The 24,126-nt window shown below is 42.1% G+C and carries 26 protein-coding genes and 1 pseudogene; 11 read left to right on the forward strand and 16 right to left on the reverse strand.

Translation table 11 applies throughout. The features are described 5' to 3' along the window. Positions 1-492 precede the first annotated feature (492 nt). Positions 493-3,066, forward strand: a complete 2,574-nt coding sequence (locus V7K32_RS00435; RefSeq protein ID WP_334989299.1) for a heavy metal translocating P-type ATPase — start codon at positions 493-495, stop codon at positions 3,064-3,066. Between the two features lie 190 nt (positions 3,067-3,256). Further along, positions 3,257-3,751 (forward strand): FHA domain-containing protein, encoded by a 495-nt coding sequence (locus V7K32_RS00440; protein WP_334989301.1) that lies wholly within the window; start codon positions 3,257-3,259, stop codon positions 3,749-3,751. A gap of 75 nt (positions 3,752-3,826) precedes the next feature. On the opposite strand, the gene V7K32_RS00445 is transcribed toward V7K32_RS00440, so the two are convergent. Beyond that, the gene (locus V7K32_RS00445) at positions 3,827-4,174 is read right to left on the reverse strand and encodes a hypothetical protein (RefSeq protein WP_334877956.1); all 348 of its coding nucleotides are present in this window, start codon (positions 4,172-4,174) and stop codon (positions 3,827-3,829) included. 196 nt (positions 4,175-4,370) lie between these two features. Here V7K32_RS00445 and thyD point away from each other — a divergent pair, with 196 nt between their 5' ends. Further along, complete coding sequence (thyD, locus tag V7K32_RS00450) at positions 4,371-5,336, forward strand: thylakoid membrane protein ThyD (protein WP_334989303.1); 966 nt, start codon at positions 4,371-4,373, stop codon at positions 5,334-5,336. 113 nt (positions 5,337-5,449) lie between these two features. Here thyD and V7K32_RS00455 read toward each other — a convergent pair whose 3' ends face one another. From V7K32_RS00455 to V7K32_RS00465, 3 genes are all read right to left on the reverse strand, one after another. Then, the gene (locus V7K32_RS00455; RefSeq protein ID WP_334989305.1) at positions 5,450-5,695 is read right to left on the reverse strand and encodes a hypothetical protein; all 246 of its coding nucleotides are present in this window, start codon (positions 5,693-5,695) and stop codon (positions 5,450-5,452) included. A gap of 421 nt (positions 5,696-6,116) precedes the next feature. Then, the gene (locus tag V7K32_RS00460; protein ID WP_334989307.1) at positions 6,117-6,539 is read right to left on the reverse strand and encodes a tetratricopeptide repeat protein; all 423 of its coding nucleotides are present in this window, start codon (positions 6,537-6,539) and stop codon (positions 6,117-6,119) included. A 79-nt stretch (positions 6,540-6,618) separates the two neighbouring features. Continuing rightward, on the reverse strand, positions 6,619-6,975 hold the full coding sequence (locus tag V7K32_RS00465; RefSeq protein WP_334989309.1) for an iron-sulfur cluster assembly accessory protein: 357 nt from the start codon (positions 6,973-6,975) through the stop codon (positions 6,619-6,621). Between the two features lie 331 nt (positions 6,976-7,306). On the opposite strand from V7K32_RS00465, the gene V7K32_RS00470 reads away from it, so the two are divergent. The 4 genes from V7K32_RS00470 (at position 7,307) to V7K32_RS00485 (ending at position 13,055) form a co-directional block, all read left to right on the forward strand. Further along, positions 7,307-8,947: a DUF6930 domain-containing protein gene (locus V7K32_RS00470; RefSeq protein ID WP_334989311.1), complete on the forward strand. Its 1,641-nt coding sequence runs from the start codon at positions 7,307-7,309 to the stop codon at positions 8,945-8,947. Positions 8,948-10,654: 1,707 nt separating this feature from the next. Then, positions 10,655-10,831, forward strand: coding sequence for a CopG family transcriptional regulator (locus V7K32_RS00475; protein WP_334989313.1), 177 nt, complete (start codon positions 10,655-10,657; stop codon positions 10,829-10,831). Between the two features lie 274 nt (positions 10,832-11,105). Continuing rightward, positions 11,106-12,545 (forward strand): 9,9'-di-cis-zeta-carotene desaturase, encoded by a 1,440-nt coding sequence (gene zds, locus V7K32_RS00480; protein WP_334989315.1) that lies wholly within the window; start codon positions 11,106-11,108, stop codon positions 12,543-12,545. Between the two features lie 66 nt (positions 12,546-12,611). Beyond that, positions 12,612-13,055 carry an SRPBCC family protein gene (locus tag V7K32_RS00485; RefSeq protein ID WP_334989317.1) on the forward strand — a complete coding sequence of 148 codons (444 nt, stop codon included), beginning with the start codon at positions 12,612-12,614 and terminating at the stop codon, positions 13,053-13,055. Between the two features lie 103 nt (positions 13,056-13,158). Here the strand turns inward: V7K32_RS00485 and V7K32_RS00490 are convergent, their stop codons facing one another. From V7K32_RS00490 to V7K32_RS00520, 7 genes and pseudogenes are all read right to left on the reverse strand, one after another. Beyond that, the gene (locus V7K32_RS00490; protein ID WP_334989319.1) at positions 13,159-13,377 is read right to left on the reverse strand and encodes a type II toxin-antitoxin system HicB family antitoxin; all 219 of its coding nucleotides are present in this window, start codon (positions 13,375-13,377) and stop codon (positions 13,159-13,161) included. Continuing rightward, positions 13,370-13,583 (reverse strand): annotated as a pseudogene (locus tag V7K32_RS00495) (type II toxin-antitoxin system HicA family toxin). Before V7K32_RS00495 ends, V7K32_RS00490 begins: the two are co-directional and overlap by 8 nt. A gap of 84 nt (positions 13,584-13,667) precedes the next feature. Then, the gene (locus V7K32_RS00500; RefSeq protein WP_334989321.1) at positions 13,668-13,979 is read right to left on the reverse strand and encodes a HigA family addiction module antitoxin; all 312 of its coding nucleotides are present in this window, start codon (positions 13,977-13,979) and stop codon (positions 13,668-13,670) included. Positions 13,980-13,990: 11 nt separating this feature from the next. After that, positions 13,991-14,293, reverse strand: coding sequence for a type II toxin-antitoxin system RelE/ParE family toxin (locus V7K32_RS00505; RefSeq protein ID WP_334989323.1), 303 nt, complete (start codon positions 14,291-14,293; stop codon positions 13,991-13,993). A gap of 113 nt (positions 14,294-14,406) precedes the next feature. After that, on the reverse strand, positions 14,407-14,643 hold the full coding sequence (locus V7K32_RS00510; protein WP_334989325.1) for a 2Fe-2S iron-sulfur cluster-binding protein: 237 nt from the start codon (positions 14,641-14,643) through the stop codon (positions 14,407-14,409). 130 nt (positions 14,644-14,773) lie between these two features. After that, entirely contained in the window at positions 14,774-16,252 is a 1,479-nt protein-coding gene (gene cobQ / locus V7K32_RS00515) for a cobyric acid synthase CobQ (protein WP_334989327.1), read from the reverse strand. A gap of 313 nt (positions 16,253-16,565) precedes the next feature. Then, the gene (locus V7K32_RS00520; RefSeq protein ID WP_334989329.1) at positions 16,566-16,970 is read right to left on the reverse strand and encodes an Npun_F0494 family protein; all 405 of its coding nucleotides are present in this window, start codon (positions 16,968-16,970) and stop codon (positions 16,566-16,568) included. A gap of 195 nt (positions 16,971-17,165) precedes the next feature. On the opposite strand from V7K32_RS00520, the gene V7K32_RS00525 reads away from it, so the two are divergent. After that, positions 17,166-17,603, forward strand: coding sequence for a peroxiredoxin (locus V7K32_RS00525; protein WP_334989331.1), 438 nt, complete (start codon positions 17,166-17,168; stop codon positions 17,601-17,603). A gap of 197 nt (positions 17,604-17,800) precedes the next feature. Here V7K32_RS00525 and V7K32_RS00530 read toward each other — a convergent pair whose 3' ends face one another. The 5 genes from V7K32_RS00530 to V7K32_RS00550 all read right to left on the reverse strand — a co-directional run bounded on the left by V7K32_RS00530 (position 17,801) and on the right by V7K32_RS00550 (position 22,666). Continuing rightward, positions 17,801-18,184 (reverse strand): hypothetical protein, encoded by a 384-nt coding sequence (locus V7K32_RS00530; protein WP_334989333.1) that lies wholly within the window; start codon positions 18,182-18,184, stop codon positions 17,801-17,803. Between the two features lie 57 nt (positions 18,185-18,241). Beyond that, a complete protein-coding gene (locus V7K32_RS00535) occupies positions 18,242-19,129 on the reverse strand; it encodes an ABC transporter permease (RefSeq protein WP_334989335.1) in 888 nt (295 codons plus the stop codon). A 190-nt stretch (positions 19,130-19,319) separates the two neighbouring features. Beyond that, complete coding sequence (locus V7K32_RS00540; protein WP_334989337.1) at positions 19,320-20,339, reverse strand: ABC transporter ATP-binding protein; 1,020 nt, start codon at positions 20,337-20,339, stop codon at positions 19,320-19,322. Positions 20,340-20,580: 241 nt separating this feature from the next. Further along, positions 20,581-21,009, reverse strand: coding sequence for a DUF2059 domain-containing protein (locus V7K32_RS00545; RefSeq protein WP_334989339.1), 429 nt, complete (start codon positions 21,007-21,009; stop codon positions 20,581-20,583). Positions 21,010-21,172: 163 nt separating this feature from the next. Continuing rightward, positions 21,173-22,666, reverse strand: a complete 1,494-nt coding sequence (locus tag V7K32_RS00550) for an aminotransferase class I/II-fold pyridoxal phosphate-dependent enzyme (RefSeq protein WP_334989341.1) — start codon at positions 22,664-22,666, stop codon at positions 21,173-21,175. A gap of 58 nt (positions 22,667-22,724) precedes the next feature. On the opposite strand from V7K32_RS00550, the gene V7K32_RS00555 reads away from it, so the two are divergent. From V7K32_RS00555 to V7K32_RS00565, 3 genes are all read left to right on the forward strand, one after another. Beyond that, complete coding sequence (locus V7K32_RS00555) at positions 22,725-23,069, forward strand: DUF6883 domain-containing protein (RefSeq protein WP_334989342.1); 345 nt, start codon at positions 22,725-22,727, stop codon at positions 23,067-23,069. Beyond that, entirely contained in the window at positions 23,056-23,316 is a 261-nt protein-coding gene (locus tag V7K32_RS00560; protein ID WP_334989344.1) for a DUF4926 domain-containing protein, read from the forward strand. The genes V7K32_RS00555 and V7K32_RS00560 overlap by 14 nt, the downstream gene beginning before the upstream one ends. Positions 23,317-23,417: 101 nt before the next feature. After that, positions 23,418-24,125 carry a M15 family metallopeptidase gene (locus V7K32_RS00565; protein WP_334989346.1) on the forward strand — a complete coding sequence of 236 codons (708 nt, stop codon included), beginning with the start codon at positions 23,418-23,420 and terminating at the stop codon, positions 24,123-24,125. Position 24,126 lies beyond the last annotated feature (1 nt).

A 24,126-nucleotide genomic window follows, 5' to 3' on the forward strand; every position in this document is an offset into this window, starting at 1 on the left:
GAGTGGCGTGAATAATTCAAGGTTTGTAAGCTAAAAATGTTTTAATTTGCATCCTCAAAAAAAATGAATCTCTTGTGGGGTGGGGCGATTTGCCCGCCCTAGTTGTGCAAATTAAATGCGCGACAGCTTAGTGAACGCGAGTGCGTCTCTACGAAATAATTTCAAGATTCTATTGCTATGCTAACCATCAAACGTAAACAGACGATCTGGATACTCTTCTTGTTGTTGGGCTTTGGCTATTTCAGCGCCATGTCTAATTTGGAAATTCACAATTTTTGGAAAAGCCTGATTGTCTTCATGCCAATGCAGGTTGGAGCTATCATTTATGTGACTTGTTTACGCTGGAGCCGTCATTGACCCTGAGCTAGATACGAGAAATTAATAAATTTAATAGGGTTGACATACAGTCGTAGTTCCATATTTAGCCTACGCTCAAATTAGAGACGCTTTTAGTCAGGCGTTGAATTTCTGTAGCGAATCTAAACACAAGCCATGCAACTTGCCCCAAAAACTAAGCTAGCCCCAGAATTTGACCCAATCCTAGAGAAAATTATTCTCGATGTTGGGGGTATGAAGTGTGCTGGGTGTGTGAACGCAGTAGAGCGACAGCTAACCCAATATCCAGGAGTCAAGAGTGCCTGTGTGAACCTCGCCACAGAGGTAGCAGTTGTAGAGTCAGAAACTGGTGCGGTAGATGCAGATGCACTAGCACAGAAATTAACAGCCGTTGGATTCCCGACTCAACAGAGAAAACCTAGTGGCATAGCAGGCGAGATATCTACCTTACCAGACCCAGCAGAACGACAACGCAAAGAAATGCGATCTTCTTTTAGGCAGTTAGCGATCGCAGCAATCTTACTATTATTGTCGGGAAGTGGACATTTTGGTAATCTTGGTAGCTCAGTGCTACCAGTGCTAAATAACATCTGGTTTCACTGTGGACTGGCGACAGTAGCGCTATTAATTCCCGGTCGCCCGATTTTAGTAGATGGCTGGCTAGGCTGGCGGCGGAATGCGCCTAACATGAACACCTTGGTGGGATTAGGAACGCTGACAGCCTACATTGCTAGTTTAGTAGCGCTGCTTTTTCCTAAAATGGGTTGGGAGTGCTTCTTTGACGAACCAGTAATGATGCTGGGCTTTATTCTTTTGGGAAGGACATTAGAGCAACAAGCTAGAGGTCGTGCTGCTGCCGCATTTAGGAAATTGTTAGCACTCCAGCCACTCTTAGCGCGATTGATTCCCAACCCAGAGAAAGGAGGAATGGGATCTTCTAGCGTAGAGATTCCTGCTGAACAGGTGCGTGTTGGTGAATGGGTACAAGTGTTGCCAGGTGATAAAATCCCTGTCGATGGTGAAGTGGTGGTTGGTAAAACAACAGTGGATGAATCGATGTTGACTGGGGAAGCCGTGCCAGTAATTAAGCAACCAGGCGATATGGTGACAGGAGGGACGCTAAACCAGTCAGGAGCGATCGCTATTCAGACAACCCGGACTGGAAGTGATACAACTTTAGCTCGAATTGTCGCTCTAGTAGAAGCCGCCCAAACTCGGAAAGCCCCAGTACAGAAATTAGCAGATACAGTAGCTGGTTACTTTACTTATGGAGTGCTGACAGCATCTGTATTAACATTTATCTTTTGGTACTTTTTCGGTACTCACATCTGGACTGATATCAGCATCTCTAGTGGCATGGAAATGATGAGCCACGCTACAGATGAAGTTCCCCACTCACCCCTATTAATTAGTTTAAAACTAGCGATCGCAGTTATGGTAGTCGCCTGTCCCTGTGCTTTAGGACTTGCCACACCAACAGCCATTCTTGTCGGGACGGCGATGGGCGCAGAACGCGGTCTGTTAATCAAAGGCGGCGACGTTTTGGAAAAAGTACACCAGTTAAACACCGTAGTCTTTGATAAAACCGGCACTTTGACCACAGGTAATCCCATCGTTACAGATTGTCTCTTAATTGGAGGAGATGAGGGAGTAATGGAAGCAACATCCCCCTTGTCCCCCTACTCCCTAATCCAACTAGCCGCCGCCGTAGAAAGCGGTACTCACCACCCCCTAGCAAGAGCGATTCAGCAAGAAGCACAGGGGCAACAGTTAGCTATTCCAGAGGCTGTAGACTTTCACACCGAACCAGGATTAGGAGTGTCTGCTGTGGTAGAGGGCAAAATTGTCCTATTGGGTAACTGGGAGTGGTTGAGTTGGCACGGCATTGCTATTAACGAAGCTGCACAACAGGTAGCACAGGATTTGGCAACAGATGGTAAAACAGTCGTTTGCGTAGCAGTTGGGGGAACTTTAGCCGGGTTAATTGCTGTTTCTGATCCCCTCAGACCAGATGCCAAATCCACCGTAGACAAGTTACGTCAGATGGGGTTACGGGTAATGCTGCTCAGTGGCGATCGCCAAGAAGCAGCTAACGCCATAGCCAAACAACTAGGATTAGATAGTGCTGATGTTATAGCAGGTGTTCCCCCAGCCAAAAAAGCAGCTGCAATACAGTCTCTCCAGTTAGAAGGCACAAGGAGACAAGGAGACAAGGCGACAAAGAAAACTCCTAACTCCCCACTCCTAACTCCTAACTCCCCACTCCTAACTCCTAACTCCTCACTCCTAACTCCTCACTCCCCACTCCTAACTCCTAACTCCTCACTCCTAACTCCTAACTCCTCACTCCTAACTCCCCAATCCGTTGTCGCAATGGTAGGAGATGGAATCAACGATGCTCCAGCTTTATCCCAAGCAGATGTCGGAATTGCTTTACACTCCGGGACAGATGTGGCGATGGAAACTGCTGAAATTGTCCTAATGCGCGATCGCTTAAACGATGTCGTGGAATCTATTCAGCTTAGTCGCGCCACCTTCAACAAAATCCGCCAAAATTTATTCTGGGCTTTTGCATACAATACAGTTGGCATTCCTTTAGCAGCAGGCGTTTTGTTCCCTAGTCTGGGTTTTGTCCTTAACCCATCTGGTGCTGCTGCATTAATGGCTTTTAGCTCTGTTAGCGTCGTCACAAACTCAATATTATTACGGCGATTAGCTCATCACCCGTAGATTTTCTATCTCAACCATCTCAAGTTAAACTGACGCCCCGTCAGCTTTTACGCAGCCGATAAAGCCTTTTGGGACAATTACCAAAGCTATCATAGCTAGTGGAGTAGAACGAATATGTTCTACTCTTTCAAGGTATTATGCAACTTTAAAGCTTATTTAGATCAGCACCACAGACTTATGGTGCGCGAAAATGGCAAGATCCGATACTAAACAAATATTAATCAATCACAGTTCCACCAATTTATCAATGGCAGCAGAAACCAATGAAAACCATCTACTGATTATTGAAGACGATCAAGGTCGCAAAGAATTTTCTCTGGAGCACCCCGTCTACTCTATCGGTAGAGATCGTGAGTGTAATATCCGTTTGATGTCGCAGTTTGTCTCCCGCCGCCATGCTACATTAGTGAGACTGCCACGAGATCATAATAGTCATAGCTACTATTACCGGATTGTAGATGGCGATGCCAAAGGCAAGCCTAGTTCTAACGGTTTGATGATTAATGGACGTAAAATACCAGCTCACGATCTCAGAAATGAAGACGAGATCGTTTTTGGGCCTCAAGTACGTGCTATTTATTACCTTTTAAGAAACACTCAGCGTTTGGGACAAACGGATTCGAGTGAGTACGATATTACACTAATAAACCCCGGTATGGCCGAGGATTTAGAGGATGTGGAATAGGGAATTATAACTACCAATAACAGCTTGATAATCCCACGACTTCAAAACGTGGGAGTGTCAATTAAATCACCAAAGCTATCCTGCAAGACTTTCAATCAAATGCCAATGGCGGCTACTTTCAATTGACTGCTTGATGACTTCAAACATTTGTCGGCAGTAATTATCTAGTTGGAGTGGTAGTTCTTCATTTTTAATCACAATGCTCATCCGGGTTTCTGTTTCAGTAGATTTTGATTTATCAATCAATACTTCTACTGTGATTAATTTAGGAAAAGGAACATGACCCGGAACCTCACGAGCGATAATATAATCGCCCGTGTAGTATTGAATATCCAGCTGACAGTCCTGTAGAAGTTCTACAAGTAACGGCAACAGATGGTCACTCTTGACAGAAACAGTAAATGAACAGGTATAGCGAGCCATAATAGCCCCACGCCTTGCAACACTCTGTCCATCCTATAATACCGAAGCATCTAAACGAAAAGTGATTCAAAAAGCGAAGTTTTTGAAATTACCCATTACTAGATATACACTCACATCTGTTCGATCCACAACGAAAGTGCCGTAAGGTAAAAGTTTGATCAAAAACTTTACAATAAAGGTTTGGCTGAGGTAGAACATGAAAGTCGCAATTACTGGAGCAACAGGATTTGTTGGTAATCGTTTAATACAACGACTCCACGCAAAAGGTCATCAAATAGTAGTATTAACTCGGAACACTACCTTTGCTCAAAAAGTTTTTCCATCTGAGGCTTTCCCAAATGTAGAAATTGTTGCCTATACACCAAATACATCTGGTTCTTGGCAAAGTGTCATCGCTAGTTGTGATGGCGTAGTTAATTTAGCAGGAGAACCCATTGGTGAAGGACGCTGGACGCCAGAACGCAAACAAGAAATCCTCAATAGCCGGAAGCTAGGTACACAAAAAATAGTTGAAGCAATAACCAATGCTAACCCCAAAACGGCAGTCGCTACAAACTCCTCCACCCCCGCAACGCGCTGCCTCCCATCTGTGTTAATTAACGCTTCGGCTATTGGCTACTATGGCACCAGTGAAACGACAACCTTTGATGAAACAAGTACATCTGGTAACGATTTTCTCGCTCAAGTCTGCCAAGCCTGGGAAGCAGAAGCGACAAAGGTCAAAGATGCTGGTGTGCGGTTGGTAATTCTGCGTTTTGGAATTGTTCTAGGTAATGGTGGTGCCTTAGGTAAAATGATTCCGCCTTTCAAACTCTTCGCTGGTGGCCCCATTGGCAGTGGTCGCCAGTGGTTCTCATGGATTCACGTAGACGATTTAGTTAACCTGATTCTGGAAGCTTTAACTAAACCGGAAATAGAAGGTGTATATAATGGCACTGCCCCGAACCCAGTCAGAATGGCAGATTTAAGCCAAACTTTGGGACAAGTGATGAATCGTCCTTCTTGGTTGCCTGTTCCTGGTTTTGCGATCGAAGCTCTTTTAGGAGACGGGGCTATGGTGGTTTTAGAAGGTCAGCAAGTCATCCCGAAGCGCACCGTGGAAACAGGCTTTGAGTACAAATATCCTAATTTGCAATCAGCACTAAGACAAATTCTTAATTAAAAGGGAGTGGGGAGTGGGGAGTGGGGAAAATGAGGGGGATGAGAGGTGATAACTTGCAACAAGTCTTTCCCCTTGTCCCCAAGTCCTCTTCCCAATGCTCCATGCCCAATCCCTTAACTATTAGATAGAAATTTTTTGGAAACCCAACTGATAATACCGCTAAGAATGGCACCGCCCATAAGAATGCCGATCGCTGGGTTAAAAACGGGTTGCCAGAGTTTATGCCACAAATCCAAACCCAAGTTGACTCCTACAGAATCACCGATCGCAGCGATCGCTAACCAGACAAAGCCAAACAAAACCAAAAAAACATCAGCGACTAAAATCGTGTTTAGCCAATTTAACAATTTATCTTTCATCTATCGTTTGATCTAAATTGCCCAATATTTTACGACTGTAGGACTACTAATTAAGTAAGTTAGAAGTGAGGATTGCCTACTGGAATTTAACTCCTAAGGGACTGACAAGAAATAAATTATTCCAATAAACGAACCTTATTACCGACTTTCCGCACTTCATCGTGTAATATGCGTAGATTTCCCATAGGTGGAAAAAAATGGTTAAATCAACAACATAAATCGCCAATGGTATTCAATATTAATACTTAATAATTTGAACATTATTAGGAATTTTTATTGAAAAGATAGATAATACATTTTGAAGTGCGGAATGTGGGTTATTAGACACAGAGAACGCAGAGAGAAGAAATAGAGAGAGTTTTTGCGTCAGTTTTGGAACATTTTTTTATTTGGAAGTCCCTAACTCCTCACTCCTAACTTCTCATTCTTCAAACAGCCAATTTTTGACTTTTGTCAAACTCTGCCAATCTGGTTTTCTACTGAAACCGTCTTCAATACTAGTTTTTATTTCATCCCGCCATTCTTCGTTGACAAAGATTAGCTGTTGTGCTATGTCAATATGTTCTCGTAAACCTTTTTGACCTGTTTCCAGCATTGCTAAGGCCAGATTGACTCTAGCTTGTGGGTCTTGGGGATTTAACTTGACTGCTTTTTGTGCAGCTTTGTAAGCCAAATTGGGTTTGTTATCGAGTAGATATAACCACGCCAAACAAATCCAAGCAGCACTAGTTTTAGGAGCGCGATCGCACACTTCTTTAAACACAGGGATTAAAGAATCTACCGCCTCTCCTGCTTTATAGCCTTCCAAACCTGTATCAAATAGGGATTCAACTGTATTAGTCATTGGTCATTAGTCATTAGTCATTGGTCATTAGTCATTTGTCTTTCGTCCAATGACAGAGGACAAATGACAAATGACAATATTACACCCCAAATGACTTGCCGCAACCGCAAGTTTGGTTAGCATTGGGGTTAGTGAATTGAAAACCACCGCCAATCATAGCATCGCTGTAATCGAGCATTAAACCGTAGAGATATAATAGACTCTTGCGATCGCTAACTATTTTGAAGCCATCATAGTCAAAAACTTCATCCTGTGGGGTGATCTTGCTAGTGTCTTCAAAGTCCATCATGTAAGACATCCCTGAACAGCCACCCTGACGGACTCCTACCCGTAAGCAGAAGTCTGTGCCTTGCCTGTCCCGGAGGGATTTTACCTGGTGCAATGCGGCTTGGCTCAACAGAATTCCGCGTTGTTGAGACTGAATTGCTTGTGTCATCTGCTTTTTTAACTCCAAAATTTAGTCTAAGCTTTACCCGATATCGGCTGGTTAATGCCTCTAGGTTGCCAATGGTGTTTTTGTATTCATTCTAGCGGCTTAGATGTCGTTAGATGCCAAATTGTAAACACTCCGTCAAAAGTAGCCAAATATTTTTATTCTAGAATTGAGAGACGAGAAGTGTGTTTAGAGATTCGGTATTTTTGGAATTCACAGTCTGGCGGCAGTCTGAGAAGCAACTATCTTTCAGGTGCAGCCATAAAAACCTAATCCAAGGCGTCCTATCCCCCAAAGTCTACTTCCAAATTGCTTCTTTTGATTAACTTACTCTATGACAAGTTTTAATCGCTCTACCAGTCGTCGGTTGAAGAAATTAACTCAAATTCCTTCTGTATGGGAGGGCGATCGCCGTCCGTTGTCATCACCAAACCAGTACTCAAACTCAGAGGAAAAGGGAGAATGCATTCTTTGGGTAGATTACTCCCAAGGTGTGGTTCGAGGAATGGATGTGGTAGCTTCAGATATTGGCCCAGAAGCAATAGTTCGCACCTTAATGCAAGCAATGGAGCATCCCCAGAGTCCGGCAAGACCTGCCAGACCTCAAAGAATTGTGGTCAAAGACCGCGAGATTCAATTTTATCTGCGGGGGGTACTACAAGATTTAGATATTGCCATTGACTACGCACCAGAACTGCCTTTAATTGACGAACTGTTTCGCGGCTTTGCTGACATCCTCGATAGTCAAACCCCTGACTTACCCCCAGAGTATGCACAAATCTTGCGAGAGAAAGCATTTGCAATTTGGCAAGCAGCACCTTGGGAATTTTTGGAAGAACAGCAAATTTTGTCAATCGAGATTAATAATTGGGATGTTGGTACAATCTACGCCTCAGTTATGGGAATGCTGGGAATGGAGTATGGGATTTTGTTTTATCGCTCAGAAGAGTCTTTAAAACAGTTTCGCGCCGCAGTTTTAACGGATGATGAATCAACGGAGCATCTAGAAGAAGCGTTCCTCAAGCAAGATTGTCTGTTTCTCACCTTTGAGAGTGCTGATGAAACCGATGAAGATGAGGATGAAGAAAGTGATTTGGCGGATCTGCCATTATCAGAAATTAACCCCACTTTCGGTAATATCCACCCATTAGAAGGACTACGGTCTGTTTTGTATGACGAAGAAGCACTGGTAATTTTGGTTGCGATCGAAAGCCTAAGCCGCTTTATTCGCGATCACCGTCGCCAGCTTCATGAGGACATCTTCGGTCCCCTCAGTCGTCGCTATCGCATTTCTCTGCCGCAGTCGGAAGAAGCAACTAAATCTCTGCCTGTTACAGTCTCTACTATGCCGGAGTTAGCAGCAGAATTAGAGGAAATGGCAGGCTTTGATGTCGATGGCGAGGAGAGCGAAAACCTTGACTCCCCAAATTTCCAATCATTGCAAGATGACTTGATACCAGAAGATTCCTTCCTCAGTTTAGGTGTGGTGTCCTGGGAAATGTTGGAGTACCTGCGTAAGGGAGTCAGCTACCATCAGGCTGGTGAAATCAAACAAGTGGGTGACGGTTTGCCGGTGATTTTAATTCAAACTTCCCGCCCCAAGGCTAAGACTGTAATTGAAAGAATTGAAGCAACAGGGGGACTGAGAGCAATTTGCTTTAATCCAGGTGCCGATCCCTTCGATGGCGATCGCTACGACCTGGGTTTATTACAAACTCAAAATGGCGAATTGTTCTTATTCGGTGAATTCCTAGATGAAGATCCGATTCATGTAGAAGCCCGGAAAAAATGGAATCAACGCTGTAAAAATACTTTGGGCTACTGTGGCTTAATCATTGCCAAAGGGCTAACCGGAGCTTCCCGTGGCAATCCTCAGTTACGAGATATGATGGCTTTGTTTGAAGCGCGATCGCTTTCACCTAAAGATTTAGGTATTGGCACTCTTCAACTGATGCCCCAACTTAAATTTGAATAGTTACACAAATTCCCCCAATCCTCAATCTCAAATTGTGCTTATGAGAAATTACATAACAATTTAGGAGCAAAGCCGCAGACGCTCCGCCTCCAACCAGAATTCAGGAGCAAAGCCGCAGACGTTTGTTTCCGTTGCTTTGGTCAGAATAGTTAAAGAATCAGAAAAATACTTAGGAACCTTTAGGATTACTGAATTGAAAAATCCGGAGCGGAGCAAACCTCCCCTCTGGATTTTTTTTAGCTTAGAGTCCTCTCTGAATTCTGCTGTATTTTAACAGCAGTAGGTGACCAATGGAAGGTAACTTTACCTCAATTTCATGAAGTAGTTGTATTTTGAAATTTTTTCAGTCATTTTATCTGTTTATTTACCAGTATAAATCAGTACAAAACGCTAAAAGAGCCTCAGCAAAGCTCTGTTTAATAAAATCTAAGTGACGTACTTAGATATCGAAATATTTTTTTAACCATTTTCTGAGTTTTGCATGTTGTTAGATATCAATGTAATTAAGCAAAATATCAGATTTTATCTTTTTATTTGTAATGCTTTTATGAAGCATGAGAATGAGTTTATTTAGTCTTTAAATGAAGATTATTTAAAGTATATAAATAATGGCTATAATGAACACATAATGGAAAAGAAATAGAATATGTAATTATTTTTATGAGTATAGTTAGTAAATAATAAATGTTTGCAAATGAAAAGTTTATTGGCAGTAATTCTTTAGCTGTAAAAAATTTATTGCCGAATTTATAGTACGAAAAATTGCAAAAATGATTTGTCTAAACTCCCGATAAATAAATAGTATAAATAGAAAAACTATGAATAGAAAAAATCACTGAGTTTAAGACAAAGTATATCGCTAGAGAGAAGATAGAATACATCTCAGATTGCATCGTATTTTTACGATGATTTAGTGTAAAAGCATGAAGCAAAAATAAAATATTGTCATCGGCAACAGTCAACTAACATCATATTTGTTTAGCGAGCATTTATCTGTGTAAAATTACAGATAATGCTGTTAAAATTTCCAAAAAAAAATCAGTTCTTTACACCCAAAAAACTGAGTATTCTACGCTTTTTGGTGGTTACTATATTGACGCAAACAAGCAATCAGCTTGATCGATGATAGCCAAAATTCATAACCGTTCAAGTAGCTCTTAACTTCATGGTTACAGTAATGGGCGCAGATGGGTGTTTGTTTGAGACCGATCGCTTATTTGCCTACTTTTAAGTGATTATTCACAACCTCTATAGACGGTTGTAACCCTCATTTGAGAAGCATTTCAGCACCATCGTGATTCTGAAGTTTTATTTTCTGGTGTTATCTAAGATGTTCTCTCCAAGTGGGTTTGGCGAACTTGGTTAAGAGAGAAGGTCAAATACTTCCGATGCAAAATAACTTTGGAAATCTTAATTGAGTCAACAGTAGGTGTCTCAAATTCATTTATAAAATTTCATTGTCAGGCTTTACTCATGCTGTTAGTAGAGTTATTATCTTCAAAAGCAACTAGGTGGTCTTTATCATGTCAATATACTAACAAATAAAGTGTGGTTTTTTAATTTTTTTAGGAAATGATGAATACTTTGACAAAACGAATATTTTTCATATTAATGATATTACTTGTTTCCTGAGACAAATTCTGATAACCTTATCGGTTCCCTCTTTAATTTAGACTATTTCGACGATCTAAATATCCAGCAGATAACATGATAATGACAAATAAAAAATGGGCTGTTAAACGTATAACTGTCAATCTCGCCACACAGGAAGCGGAAAAGCTAGAAAAATATTGTCAACAAACAGGTAGACCCGCAACCGATGTGATTCGGGAACTGATTAGAAGTTTGCCTGTCTCCGATGACGACAAAGGTGTAAATAAGTAAGAAGTTGCTTTTACGACTTACCAGATAACTGCTTTGTGATCAAAAAATAGCTATGATACTTTTTTGAGTCCGCCGCTATGGACAAGAGTTTGTCTAGTAGATACAGACGCGTTTTTTTCGCGTCTGGTCAATTGCTGGGACTAAAACTAGTGATCAAAAAGGTTTTAGTATCGACATTGCCATGCTTTAATATGCTGGTGGAGTTGATATTAAGTAGCAAATTCCGACACCAACCCAGTTACAATCTGTAAAGAAACTGAAAAGGAACGACGGAATGCGTGTTGCAATCGTAGGTGCGGGACTGGCTGGGCTAGCAACCGCAGTAGATTTAGCTGATGCTGGTTGTGAAGTAGAGATTTTTGAGTCTCGTCCGTTTGTGGGTGGTAAAGTTGGCAGTTGGGTTGATGGAGATGGCAACCATCTAGAAATGGGTTTACATGTATTTTTCGGCTGCTACTACCAACTATTTGACTTGATGAAGAAAGTGGGAGTGTTAGAAAACTTACGCCTCAAAGAACATACCCACACTTTTATTAATAAAGGGGGGCGCACTGGTGCTTTGGATTTTCGGTTCCTTACAGGTGCGCCTTTCAATGGCTTAAAGGCATTTTTTACTACTTCCCAACTATCGTTGCAGGATAAACTGCAAAATGCGATCGCTTTGGGTACTAGTCCAATAGTTCGCGGGCTGGTAGACTTTAACGGGGCGATGAAAACCATCCGCAACTTAGATAAAGTTAGCTTTGCCGACTGGTTCCGCAGTCATGGTGGGAGTAATGGCAGCATTAAGCGCTTATGGAACCCCATTGCCTACGCATTGGGATTTATTGATTGCGAAAATATGTCTGCCCGTTGTATGTTAACGATATTCCAGTTATTTGCAGTTAGAACTGAAGCCTCAGTTTTGCGAATGCTAGAAGGTTCTCCATCTGAGTATTTACACAAGCCCATTCTGGAATATTTAGAAGTTAGAGGCACCAAAGTTTACACGCGTCGGCAAGTTCGGGAAATTCAATTTACTGAGTTAGAAGAACAAACCCGCGTCACTGGTATAGTAGTTGCCCAAGGTGATACTCTAGAAACTATCACTGCTGATGCTTATGTCTTTGCCTGTGACGTTCCAGGAATTCAACGCATCCTACCCCACGAGTGGCGTAAGTGGTCAGAATTTGACAATATTTACAAACTGGATGCAGTGCCAGTGGCAACAGTGCAGTTACGCTTTGATGGTTGGGTAACGGAACTGAATAATGGAGAGGAACGTAAACAGCTAAATCATGCGGCGGGAATTGATAATTTACTTTACACAGCCGATGCTGACTTTTCTTGTTTTGCCGATTTGGCGTTGACTAGCCCTGCTGATTATTATCGCCCAGGACAGGGTTCATTGTTACAGTTAGTGCTGACACCGGGAGATCCGTTTATTGCCCAAAGTAATGAAGCGATCGCACAGCATGTCCTCAAGCAAGTGCATGAACTGTTTCCCTCATCGCGGGAGTTAAATATGACTTGGTACAGTGTGGTAAAACTTGCTCAGTCTCTTTATCGAGAAGCGCCAGGAATGGATGCATACCGTCCCAACCAAAAGACACCAGTAGATAATTTCTTCCTTGCAGGGAGTTATACTCAGCAAGATTACATCGATAGCATGGAAGGTGCTACTATTTCTGGACGGCGGGCGGCAAAAGTGATTTTGGAGAGTTTGAAGAGATAACTAACCGCGTATTCCTGCAAACAAGCAAGCTACGCAAAGCATCTCAAAGAGAAGGAAGAAGAGAGAATGTCAGATTGGTTAGAGCATACTGTGCAGGTAGAAGTAGACGCTCCCATAGATTTAGTATGGAGCCTCTGGTCTGATTTGGAGCAAATGCCCCGGTGGATGAAGTGGATTGATTCGGTGAAAATTCCGCCAGATAATCCAGATATATCTCTTTGGAAACTGAAGACAGGCAGTCTAGAATTTACTTGGAAATCCCGAATTCTCAAAGTTGTTCCCAACCAAATTATCCAATGGGAATCGATTGATGGTTTGCCGAATCAGGGAGCGATTCGCTTTTACGATCGCAACAATAGTAGCATTGTTAAAATGACCATTTCCTATGCTATCCCCGGTATTATTGGCAAAATTATGGATAACTTGTTTTTGGGGCGGGTAGTTGAATCGACAATTCAAGCTGATTTGGAAAGGTTTAAAGAATACGCCCTGAATGTTAAAGCTAATTGATAGATGTAGCAAAAACAGGCAGTAGGAAACAATCTGTAAAAGTTTCTTGCTGTCTGAACATTTGTTCGGGTAAAGGGAGTAGCATTATTAAAACACGTATGCGTTAGCACACACTACTTACTGTTGGTTCTGGAAGTGGATCACCCACAGCTTCATAAGCAATAATTAGAGACTCTAAGGCTTCAATTCCATTTGCCACAGCCAACTCGTAAGTATCCCCATGAGTCCGCCAGCGTTGTCCTGTAAAATCAGAGAATCCTACCAAGAAGCAATTATCTTCTTCAGACCACTGAATAATTATTTGGTACTTAAGCTTACTCATCTTTTTCTTTCCCTTCTAGTTCCTCAATTGCCTGTTTCACTTCCTTCTCTTGGTAGCGTTTAGCATATGCTCCGTCTTTGCCTGAAATCGTGATTTTTCCACTATAGAGGGGATGCACCCCAGGTAGTGTGACTGCCTTTTCCTGGGAGTTCTGTAAAACCTGCTTGGAAAAGCATTTGCTTCAGTTCCCGGATTTTTTTTGGCATTAATTTTCTTAAAAAATGCGATCGTCGCATTAAGAAAGAATGGGTCAAAATTCCCAAAAATCTAATGATTGATTAGATTTTTGTTTATGCATTGACTTGCTTATACTCAGATAATATCCGGGGCAAAATAGTTGCCTGAATTTCTTCACCCATTTTTTCTTCAGCTAGTCTAAGCTCGTAATTCTTTTGTAAATTCATCCACAATTCTGCACCAGTACCAAACCATTGTCCTAATCGTAATGCTGTGTCAGCAGTAATTGCTCGTTCACCATTAATTATTTCAGTAATACGATTTGTTGGTACATGAAGAATACGTGCTAACTCACTTGCGCTCATCTGCAATTCATGAAGCTCATCAGCAAGAATTTTTCCCGGATGGATAGGTGGACGTGCCATGTTGTTATTCTTTAAGAATGATAGTCTGTAATTTCGATGTTGAAAGGTTTAGATTCTTCGTCTGGCCAATTGAAACAAATTCGCCATTGCTTATTTATCCGAATGCTATATTGACCTTTTCGATCACCTTCTAAAGACTCAAAATGGTTGCTCGGTAGTTTCATCAGAGATTCTTTGTTAGTAGCGGCATCTAATATATCAAGTCGTTTGTATGCTTGGTCTGTAAAAGCCTGAAACTCCTTTACCCTCTCACCTAAAGCAAACCGCTCCGTCCTTTTATCATTAAATTTTGGATATTTTTCTGACGGAGACATACTTAGCAATGATAGATATTATGCGTTACGTAACTCATAAGTCCTTCTATCCAAAATAACACAATATAATATCCGCGTAACATACCAATCTTTTTTCAATAACAGGAGGGACATTACCAAGTTGGGTCACTAAACAAATTAATCGTCAATTCTTCGCGTGGTGGTACTGCGGTGATACAAGCGCGGATGATTTCTCCATCCTCTAATTCGACGGTGCAAGCGTGACAAGACCCCATCAGACAACCGGTGGGAATAAATACCCCAGCCCGGTCTGCTACATCCAAAATGGCTTCTCCCACTTCGGCATCTAGTGTGACATCATCTGGTAAAAAGTGGACACGAACAATCATCAATATTACGTATTTAATTTAGTATTGACTCGTAAAAGTTGTCCTTTGTCATTAGTCTTTTGTAAAGACAAATGACTAATGACCAATGACAGTTTGAACGAAAAAATGTGCGATTTGTATGCACTTTAGCTTAAGACAAAAATGGAGTTAAGTCTAAATGGCTTTCTACTTCAGTGGCTAGAGCGTCCAAAATCTGCTCTCGCTGTTCTCGGTAGTTGGCAACACCCGTGGGCAAAGATTTTAAACCGCGCTGTTGACGGAGGCGATTTAACCAAGCGCGTCGCCAAGGGCCGTTGTCAAAAAGCCCGTGGAGATAACTACCCCAGACTGATTGACAACTATCCACTAATCCTAAATTAATATCGTCAAATAGGGCATGGTACGATTGAGGGTCTACACCTTGCTGTTCGATGCGCGATCGCCCTTGATGGATTTCAAAGCCATTTACTGGCAAGCCCTGTTGCGGATAATTCGAGCTAACTTGGCGCTGGCGGGCGATTTTTTGTCCGGTAATTACGGTTCTGATTGGTAAAAGATTTAACCCCTGATACCTGCCTGCTTGTCCCTCTATCCCTTCTGGATCGGCGATCATTTGGCCGAGCATTTGATACCCACCGCAGATCCCTAAAACTGTTCCGCCAGAAGCAGCATAGTGTTGGATAGCTTCTGCCATACCAGTTTTTTGCAGTAGTAGCAAATCAGCAATTGTGGTTTTTGTACCTGGAAGAATTACGGCATCAGGATGTCCTAAATCTTGCTTTGGACTTAGATATTTAACTGAAACAGTGCTTTCTGATTCGAGTGGGTCAAAGTCGGTAAAATTGGCAATTCTGGGTAAGCGGATGACGGCAATGTTGAGGTCAGTTTGCCCTTTATGCGATTCCCGTTCTAGCAAATCAAGGGAGTCTTCTGCTGGAAAGACTTGTTGTAAGTAGGGTATAACACCAACAACCGGGATACCTGTGCGTTCTTCTAACCATTTTATCCCTGGATCTAGGAGCGATCGCTGTCCTCGAAACTTATTAATTACTACACCCTTAATTAAGGCGCGTTCATCTGGTTCTAATAACTCTAAGGTTCCAATGACATGGGCAAAAGCACCACCCCGATCAATGTCAACTACTAACATCGTTGGCGCATTTAAATGTTTTGCCACCCGCATATTAGTTAAGTCGCGGTGCTTGAGGTTAATCTCTGCTGGACTACCGGCACCTTCACAAACCACCATGTCAAATTCTGTTCCTAAATGCTGTAGCGATTCTTCAATTGTCCGCCACCCCAGGTCAAAATATTGCTCGTAGTAATCTGAGGCACTTACTTTACCAACAGACCTGCCTTTAATAATTACTTGGGAAGTCATATCCCCTTGAGGTTTGAGTAAAATTGGGTTCATTTCTACCCAAGGTACCACTCCCGCCGCCCAAGCTTGCACTGCTTGGGCATAGCCAATTTCTCCACCATTAGCAGTGACATAAGCATTTAAAGCCATATTTTGACCTTTAAAGGGAGCCACTCGCCAGCCACGCCGCGACAGAATGCGACAAATAGCTGTAGTTAAAAGTGATTTCCCTGCATGGGATGTTGTCCCCACCACCATAATTGATTTCATAGTTGCTATTCGTTAGTTTTCAGGATACTTGGGAATTGGGGCAAGAGGTAAGGGGGAGAATGAATTATCTCTTTCCCCTCTGCTGCCCTATGCACCATGCCCCACCACATTGTAAAGACTTCATGAACAGATGTGATGTTTCCGTATATATTGTTCCCTTTGATTGCCTAATCCTAACTTTTTGGTTTTCTATTCTAAAAGGGCGTTGCTGAATTCAGGTATAAAAATGATTTTGGGTGATTTCAAAACTCTTGTAGAGACGCGAAATTTCGCGTCTCTACACCAAGATTATATACATCTAATCAGCAACGCCCTAAAAAGGTATCCGCAACCAACGAATCACAGCATCGGATAAACGATCGCGCCATGAAGGTGTTCGCCAATTTTTTCCCTGATATTGTTCTACCAACTGGCGACCCAAGGGAGTGAGGCGATAACTATCTGTAATTCCCTGACCATCGACTTCTCGCCGTAATACACCTACTTGGATCAGCCAGCCTAAGGCATTGTCACAGGCTAATTCTGATAAAGGGCGTTTAGTATAGCCTTGCTTGAGGCCATTTTCTAGGGCGATCGCAGTTAATGACACACTCTGGTGTCCCATGACTTCAAATAAAGATAAACTGAAGGGCGAACACACTAGCGATCGCTCGGCTCTGTCTACTGTGCTTTGAGGATAGACAAAAATATTTGGGTTTTGGGAATCAACAGCAGCCATTGTGTATGGGTAGTAATTTTTCTTCTGATAAAAATTAATCTAAGAATATATTTTTTCTTGTACCAACTACCTCATTTAACCAAAAATTGCTTACCTAAAGTATAGTTATGCTATTTTTTAGTAATTATATTAAATGATTATAAATTAATGTAAAATTTCAAGTGCATCAACAATCTGAAACAGGAAAGGTTAATTATGCCTCTAGCAGTTGGTACGGATGCACCTGCATTTACCGCCAAAGATACAAACGGCAACACAGTCTCGCTATCTGAGTTGAGGGGAAAGACGGTTGTTTTGTATTTTTACCCCAAAGATGACACGCCAGGTTGCACCAAACAAGCCTGTAGTTTTCGGGATGCCCAGGCTCAATATCAAGGTAAAGATATTGTAATCTTGGGAGTCAGTGCTGATGATGAAGTTTCTCATCAAGCATTCACCCAAAAATATGATTTGAATTTTCCCCTACTGGCTGACACCGAAAAATCCCTCATCAAAGCTTTCGATGTGGATGGCGGCGGTTATGCCAAGCGCGTTACCTATGTAATTGACCCCAACGGCAAAATTACCCATGTTGACGCTAGTGTAAATACCACTACCCATGCTAGCGATGTTTTAGCTGCACTTGGGCTGTAGTTTTTTACCTGATAACTAAGGATTTTTTCAATAGTCTCAGCCCCAAGCCCTAGTAGTCTGTCAAGTTTAAATTGATGGGTCAACAAGTTCGTAGTGAGGACTTTAGTCCTTATTTTTTAAGCAGTGAAGTGCTTACTACAAACTTTTCATTACTAGCTTAAACATTGTGCTAGAGGCTTGGGATTCTTTATTTGAATTCAGTTACTTGATGGCGGCGTAGCTGATGGTAGTGTAAACGATGGCAAACTGCGGGTTGGTTGCTGTTGTTCACCTCGAATTAGTTTTTGCTGCCTTGCTTTAAAGGCTGCTGCGGCTGAGTCTAGTTGTTCGTTTTGTTGATTAGAATCCCAGTTGAGAGTCCCAAAATTTGCCCGATGAATCAGATCAAACATGTTGAAATTGTCTGAGTTTGAACGGGAGAAAGGATCAGTATTTTGGTCTGTTGTACTATTACTGGGAAAAGCATCGGCTGGGCTGACTTGTTGAGCCGAACTTGGTTGAGCCATGAGCAAGGAAGCAAAGCTAATTACTGCCACGGTAGCGACAATGAGTCTATGAATTTGTAAAAATGATTTTTTCATGGCATTTTGACCCTAAAATTACTACATTTTATCTTTTGTCAACTTAGGACATCCTCTTTAAGCAAGAGTCCGCCGCAGTTGGGGTTGAATACTCAGTAAGGCGACAACGGCAAAGCCAAATAATACCAGCAATGCTCCCCCGAAGGTAACATTACCCCAAGGAGCTTGCATGACTACGCTAGTTAGTTCCCAACTACTGTGGAGATACAGATAGCGAATGGGTTCGATCGCATAGCTGAGAGGATTTAAAGTAGCTACAACCTGCAACCATTGAGGCATGAAGGATAAAGGAGCTAAAGCAGTACTAGCAAACAATAATGGTAGGTTAGTGACGAAAATCACTGCAATCAATTCAATGTGTCCCGGTAGGGCGAAAGCTAAACCAAGGGAGATGGCTGTTACACCCAAAGCTAAGAGGAAGACAATTAGAGCGATCGCACATAAACCAGTTGCATCTGGTAGTCCAGCCCCAATAAAGGCTGCTGCTGCAACAATCACAGCTGCTTGCAGCAAACTTTGGCTGATGATAAAGATTGCTGAAGCAAAGACAATAGAAAACCTTGATGCTAACGGTGCTACCAGCAAACGATTCAAAAAGCCGAACTCGCGGTCAAACATTACGGGCAAACCAGCATTCAGCGCCCCGGCAAAGGCTGTAAAAACAATTACTCCCGCAGCCAAAAATTGTCCGTAATTTGTCGTACTGCCGAACAACCCCTTGGGGGCATTTTGAAATAATGCACCAAATAGCACTAACCACATCACTGGTTGAATAATTCCGGCAACCAATGTGGAAGGACGCCGTTGCAACTGAATAAACAAGCGACGAGTTAAAGCCAACGTCTCTTGTACCAATTCACCGAAAAAGTTAGGTGCAGCATTCGCATCTGCTTGTGGCGATGCTAACGGCTGCCAATTGATATCAGATTTAGGAGTAACGCTCATAGGAATTTTGGATTTTAGATTTTGAATTTTAGATTGGGGATTGGGGATTAGGGATTGGGGATTGATTATTAATATCTTCTCCCCCTGCCTCCCCTGCCTCCCCTGCTCCCCCTGCCTCCCCTGCTCCCCTGCTCCCCCTGCCTCCCCTGCTCCCCTGCTCCCCTGCTCCCCCTGCCCCCTGCCCCAGCCCCTATCTCATATTCTGCTTTTTCTCAGCTTTGGGATCTCGAGTGGCAACGGCTGCTAGTTCTGCATCCATTAATGTGCGTCCTGTAGCGGCAAGGTAAACATCATCGAGGCTGGGGCGAGATTGGGCTATGCCAAATATGGGCAAGCCAGCAGTATTCAGCGCTTGCTGTATGTTAATCAAAACATCGTTCTGAGGTGTCACTACTAAGTTGAGCGAATTACCTTGAGCGCTATTGATGATCGCTTCTTGCACAAACGGCAAAGTTTGCAAGAGGTTTTTGGCAATTTCTGCTTCCTCAATCGCGGAAAACTCGCGGATTCGCAAGGTGATGCGATCGCCCCCTACTTGATCTTTTAATTGTGAAGGTGTACCATTTGCAATCACAACGCCGCGATCTATAATTGCCACGCGATCGGCTAAAGCGTCAATCTCTTCTAAGTAATGGCTGGTAATTACTACCGTCGTCCCTGAGGCGCGTAATTTCCGCAAAAAATCCCATACCACAAATCGAGTTTCTATGTCAAGTCCCACAGTTGGCTCATCCAACACCAAAACATCCGGTGAATGGAGTAATCCAGCAGCCAAGTCTAGGCGTTTGCGTAAACCGCCGGAATAGGTTCCTGTTTTTTTATTGGCGTATTCTTGCAAACCAAGTAAATCTAATACAGTCTCAATGCGCTGTTTGGCTACTGCGCCTGGGAGATGATAAAGTGCAGCTTGCAATTGCAGTAGTTCTTTTCCAGTCAGCACCTTATCTATGGCGACTTCCTGAGCTATGTACCCCAGTCGTCGTCTTGCCACTCTCGGATTATCTAACACAGAGATACCAGATACTTCGATTTTGCCAGCATCTGGTGTGGTCAGCGTACACAAGGCACGTAAGGTAGTAGTTTTACCAGCACCGTTGGGGCCTAGTAAACCAAAGATTTCTCCTGATTCTACCTGAAAGGAAACATCTTGGACGGCGACTACTGTGCCGTAGCGCTTTTGCAAATTTTGAATGAAAACGGCGGGAGCCATGACAGCTGATCCCCAACTATACAAATCTCAATAAAGTCTATCTTTATTGTAGAAGGTTGAGAGCAGAGTTGATCCAGGTTTAAAGTTGCTTGCTCAAGCAAGTTAAAATAGCCACACCGGGAGGAGGAGAGCAAAAATAATCTTTTTCCTTTGCCCCTTTGCTTGTTATTGACAGGATTAGTAATTAAGCAGAACCTAAAAATTACCCATTTCTAAATTCAAGTTAACATCATACACTGCTTTATTGACTAGGGCGGATATATCCTTCTGCTTCCAATTTTCTTAAGACTCTTTGGCCTAATTCATTTCCATATCTTATACCAATAGAAGTAGCTTCCTGCAAAATTTGCGGGCTAAGTGTTTTTTGTCCTACAGGTGTTTGATAAAATGCAATGAGTTGTTTTATCTCTTTATTAGTGAAGTATTTATTATAAATAGGAATCATCTCTTTTATCAGATCATCTGGTTTGAATTCAGCAACAGAAGTATCCCAAAATTTTTGAGGAACTTGAGGGTATTCGGACTGGAAAGCATTTGATAATTGAGTAATCAAGGATCGAAAAATATTTTTCGTAACAATTATCTCTAACAATTTCTTGATATTATTAGTTTTGTCTATTTCTTCAGCGTTACTAATTGGTGCAATAGTATTAGTTGTAGTTTGAGCCAAAGCGGCTCTGTCAAATGTCATTAACAGCGAAAGTACAACTGTTACTACGAAGCAAAATTTTATCTTCATTGATTTAAATTTATTTTTAATAGAGTATTATTCAGGTAAATTTTACACAGGAACAATCATTCTGAGCAATTTTCTAAAATTATTATTCTTAAATTTACCATATAAGTCCTTCTTTTACTACCTTGATGGTGCGTAAAGTAGTATCAGCACAACCGCTAATAAATCCTCCCATAGTCTGAATTTGTTGCAGATAGTCCAGGAGGGGTTTGGTGATGACTTCTCCTGGCATTAACACAGGAATTCCTGGGGGATAGGGACAGACTATTTCGGCACAAATGCGATCGCTTGTTTCTGCTAAGGGTAATGTTTCACTGACAGCAAAAAAGGCTTCACGGGGAGAAAAATGTAAAGTATGACTCATTTTACTGATTAGATTCTCCCAAATCTGCCTCTTAAAAGTCAAGTTGGTTCGCCGATATTCTTTGGCAAGGGTGGTGAAACCTTGCAGTAATTGCTGAATATCAGATGGAGTGTTGCCCAAACTAATGATAAAGGTGAGATGTCGCAGTGAGGCAAATTCGGCTGTGACAGCAAATTTTTCATCTAGAATTTGATCTGCCGCAAATCCGGTTAAGCCTAAATCAGAAACAGTGATAGTTAATCGCGTTTGATCTAAAGCCAGGAAGCCGCGAGATCCCCCTTGATTAGGGAAGCTAGGAATTTGTAAGACTGATAAGCCAGGAATTTGACTGATTTTTGTTTTAGCTTCTTCAGCAAGTTGCAAAGTGCGAGACATCAGCATTTTTCCGTGGAGCGCCATTTGCTGACGCGCTGCATCTAAAGAAGCTAAAAGTAAATAACTAGGACTGGTAGATTGTACAAGTTGCAAAGCTTTACTGATGCGATCGCAATCTATCCTGTTACCTTGGATGTGCAGCATTGATGCTTGTGTCATTGCACCAAGTACTTTGTGAATGGATTGTACAGTTAAATCAGCACCTGCGGCTAAGGCTGGAGTGGGTAATTCGGGATGAAAGGCGAAGTGTGCGCCGTGGGCCTCATCTACAAGTAGAGGAATATTATATTGATGTGTAATGCTGGCGATCGCCCTCAAATTTCCACAAACGCCGTAATATGTTGGGTAAACTGTCAACACTGCTTTAGCATCTGGATGTTGTTGGAGTGCAGATTGTACAGAATTGGGCGTGATGCTGTGGGCAATATCTAAAACTGGATCGTATTCAGGATTAAGAAAAATTGGTATTGCACCAGAGAGAATTAAACCTGCGATCGCAGATGAATGGACATTTCGAGGCAAAATGATTTTATCGCCTGTGCCACAGGTAGCGAGAATTGCTGCTTCAATCCCACAGGTAGAACCATTGACAAGGAACCATGTTTGTGATGCACCAAATGCCTCAGCCGCTAGTTGTTGTGCTTCTTGAATAACGCCTTGGGGTGCAAAGAGATTATCTAAATCTGCTAATTCGGTTAAATCAGCGCGAAAGACAGCTTTACCAAATAAATCAGCCAAGGGTTGATAAATTCCCTCACCTTGTTTATGTCCTGGGGTGTAAAAAGGTGCATGGAGTCTTGCTGCATTGGCTTTTAAGGCATCTAATAAAGGTGTTTGGTTTTGATTGAGCATTAAAAAAACAAACCGTTAATGATAAAATTTTAAATCTGTTAGGGCATATTCATAGACGATGAAATTACCCAACGGCGAGCAAGCAGAGATTTCTGTGCAAAAGCTCATAGGTTATTGTCTAAACCCAGAACATCCGAGTGGTAAACATAAAGCCAGAGTTTTCGCATCAATTCTAGGAATCACACTAGAAAACGCCGATGTTTTGCGTGAACTTATTCAAACAGCAGCAGTTGCAGGTGAAGTTGTTCAGCAAAGTACTACACAATTTGGTCAACAGTTTAAGGTAGATTGGATAGTACCTGATACAGACGGAATCAGGCTGCGGACAATCTGGGAAACTACCGCTAAAAATCCTTATCCACGTTTGATTACTGCATTTCTGAAGTTAAATGAAAAAAGTTAAACTTTTGGATACTATTGCTACACTCAAGCCTATTCCCATTGAGAGATTACAACTAGTGGAAGAAGATTATACTTCTATCGAAAGCTTACCTAGTGGGCAAGTTGGAACAATTGTAGAAGTGTATGAGCAAGAAGAAGAATATCATTATTTAGTCGAGTTTGCTGATACCCAAGGCTGTGAATATGCAATGGCGACTTTGAGAGCAGATGAAATCTTAGTTTTACATTATGATTTGGCAATTGCTTAAGTTTTTACTTTAGGGTTTATATCTGAATTAAGGTGCGAGCGCTTATAAATTATTCCTCATGCACAGCATAAAGTAATAATTACGAATTACGAATTATTCACATGAGACCTTATCATCAAATCCCAATTTTTGAATGTGGTGAACCACTAATAGAGATTCCTTTAGAATTGTTTGCGGTAGAATCTCCCCATCCTTATGAAAAATTAGGTGCTACCTATGGTATACACTCTCCCTATTATCTCCGTCAAAGCGTTATTGAAAATTTGATCGAAGCGCAAAATTATCTTGAACTGCTGCATCCAAACTGGCGTATCCAAATTTTTGATGCTTATCGCCCGATCGCAGTCCAGCAGTTTATGGTAAATTACAGCTTCGCCCAAGCAGTACACGATCGGGGATTAACTGACGTGGAGTTATCCCCAAACCAACGCCAAGAAATTTGGGAAGCGGTTTATGAAATTTGGGCTGTACCAAGTTTGGATGAAAAAACTCCCCCTCCTCACAGTACAGGTGCGGCGGTGGATGTGACGCTAGTAGATGATGCAGGGGAAATAATAAATATGGGTTCGCCGATTGATGAAATGTCAGAGCGATCGCACCCAAATTACTATGATAATAGCGATCGCCCAGAAGCCCAAAAGTATCATGCTCACCGTCAGCTATTGCAAAATGTAATGTTAAAAACCGGTTTTCAACGCAATCCTAGAGAGTGGTGGCATTTTTCTATTGGCGATCAAATGTGGGCTTGGCTGAATAATCAATCCAATCCAGCCAATCCTGTCACAGCACGTTATGGGCGTCTTGCATAGA

It is taken from the genome of Nostoc sp., assembly GCF_036917635.1.
Lineage (GTDB): Bacteria > Cyanobacteriota > Cyanobacteriia > Cyanobacteriales > Nostocaceae > Nostoc.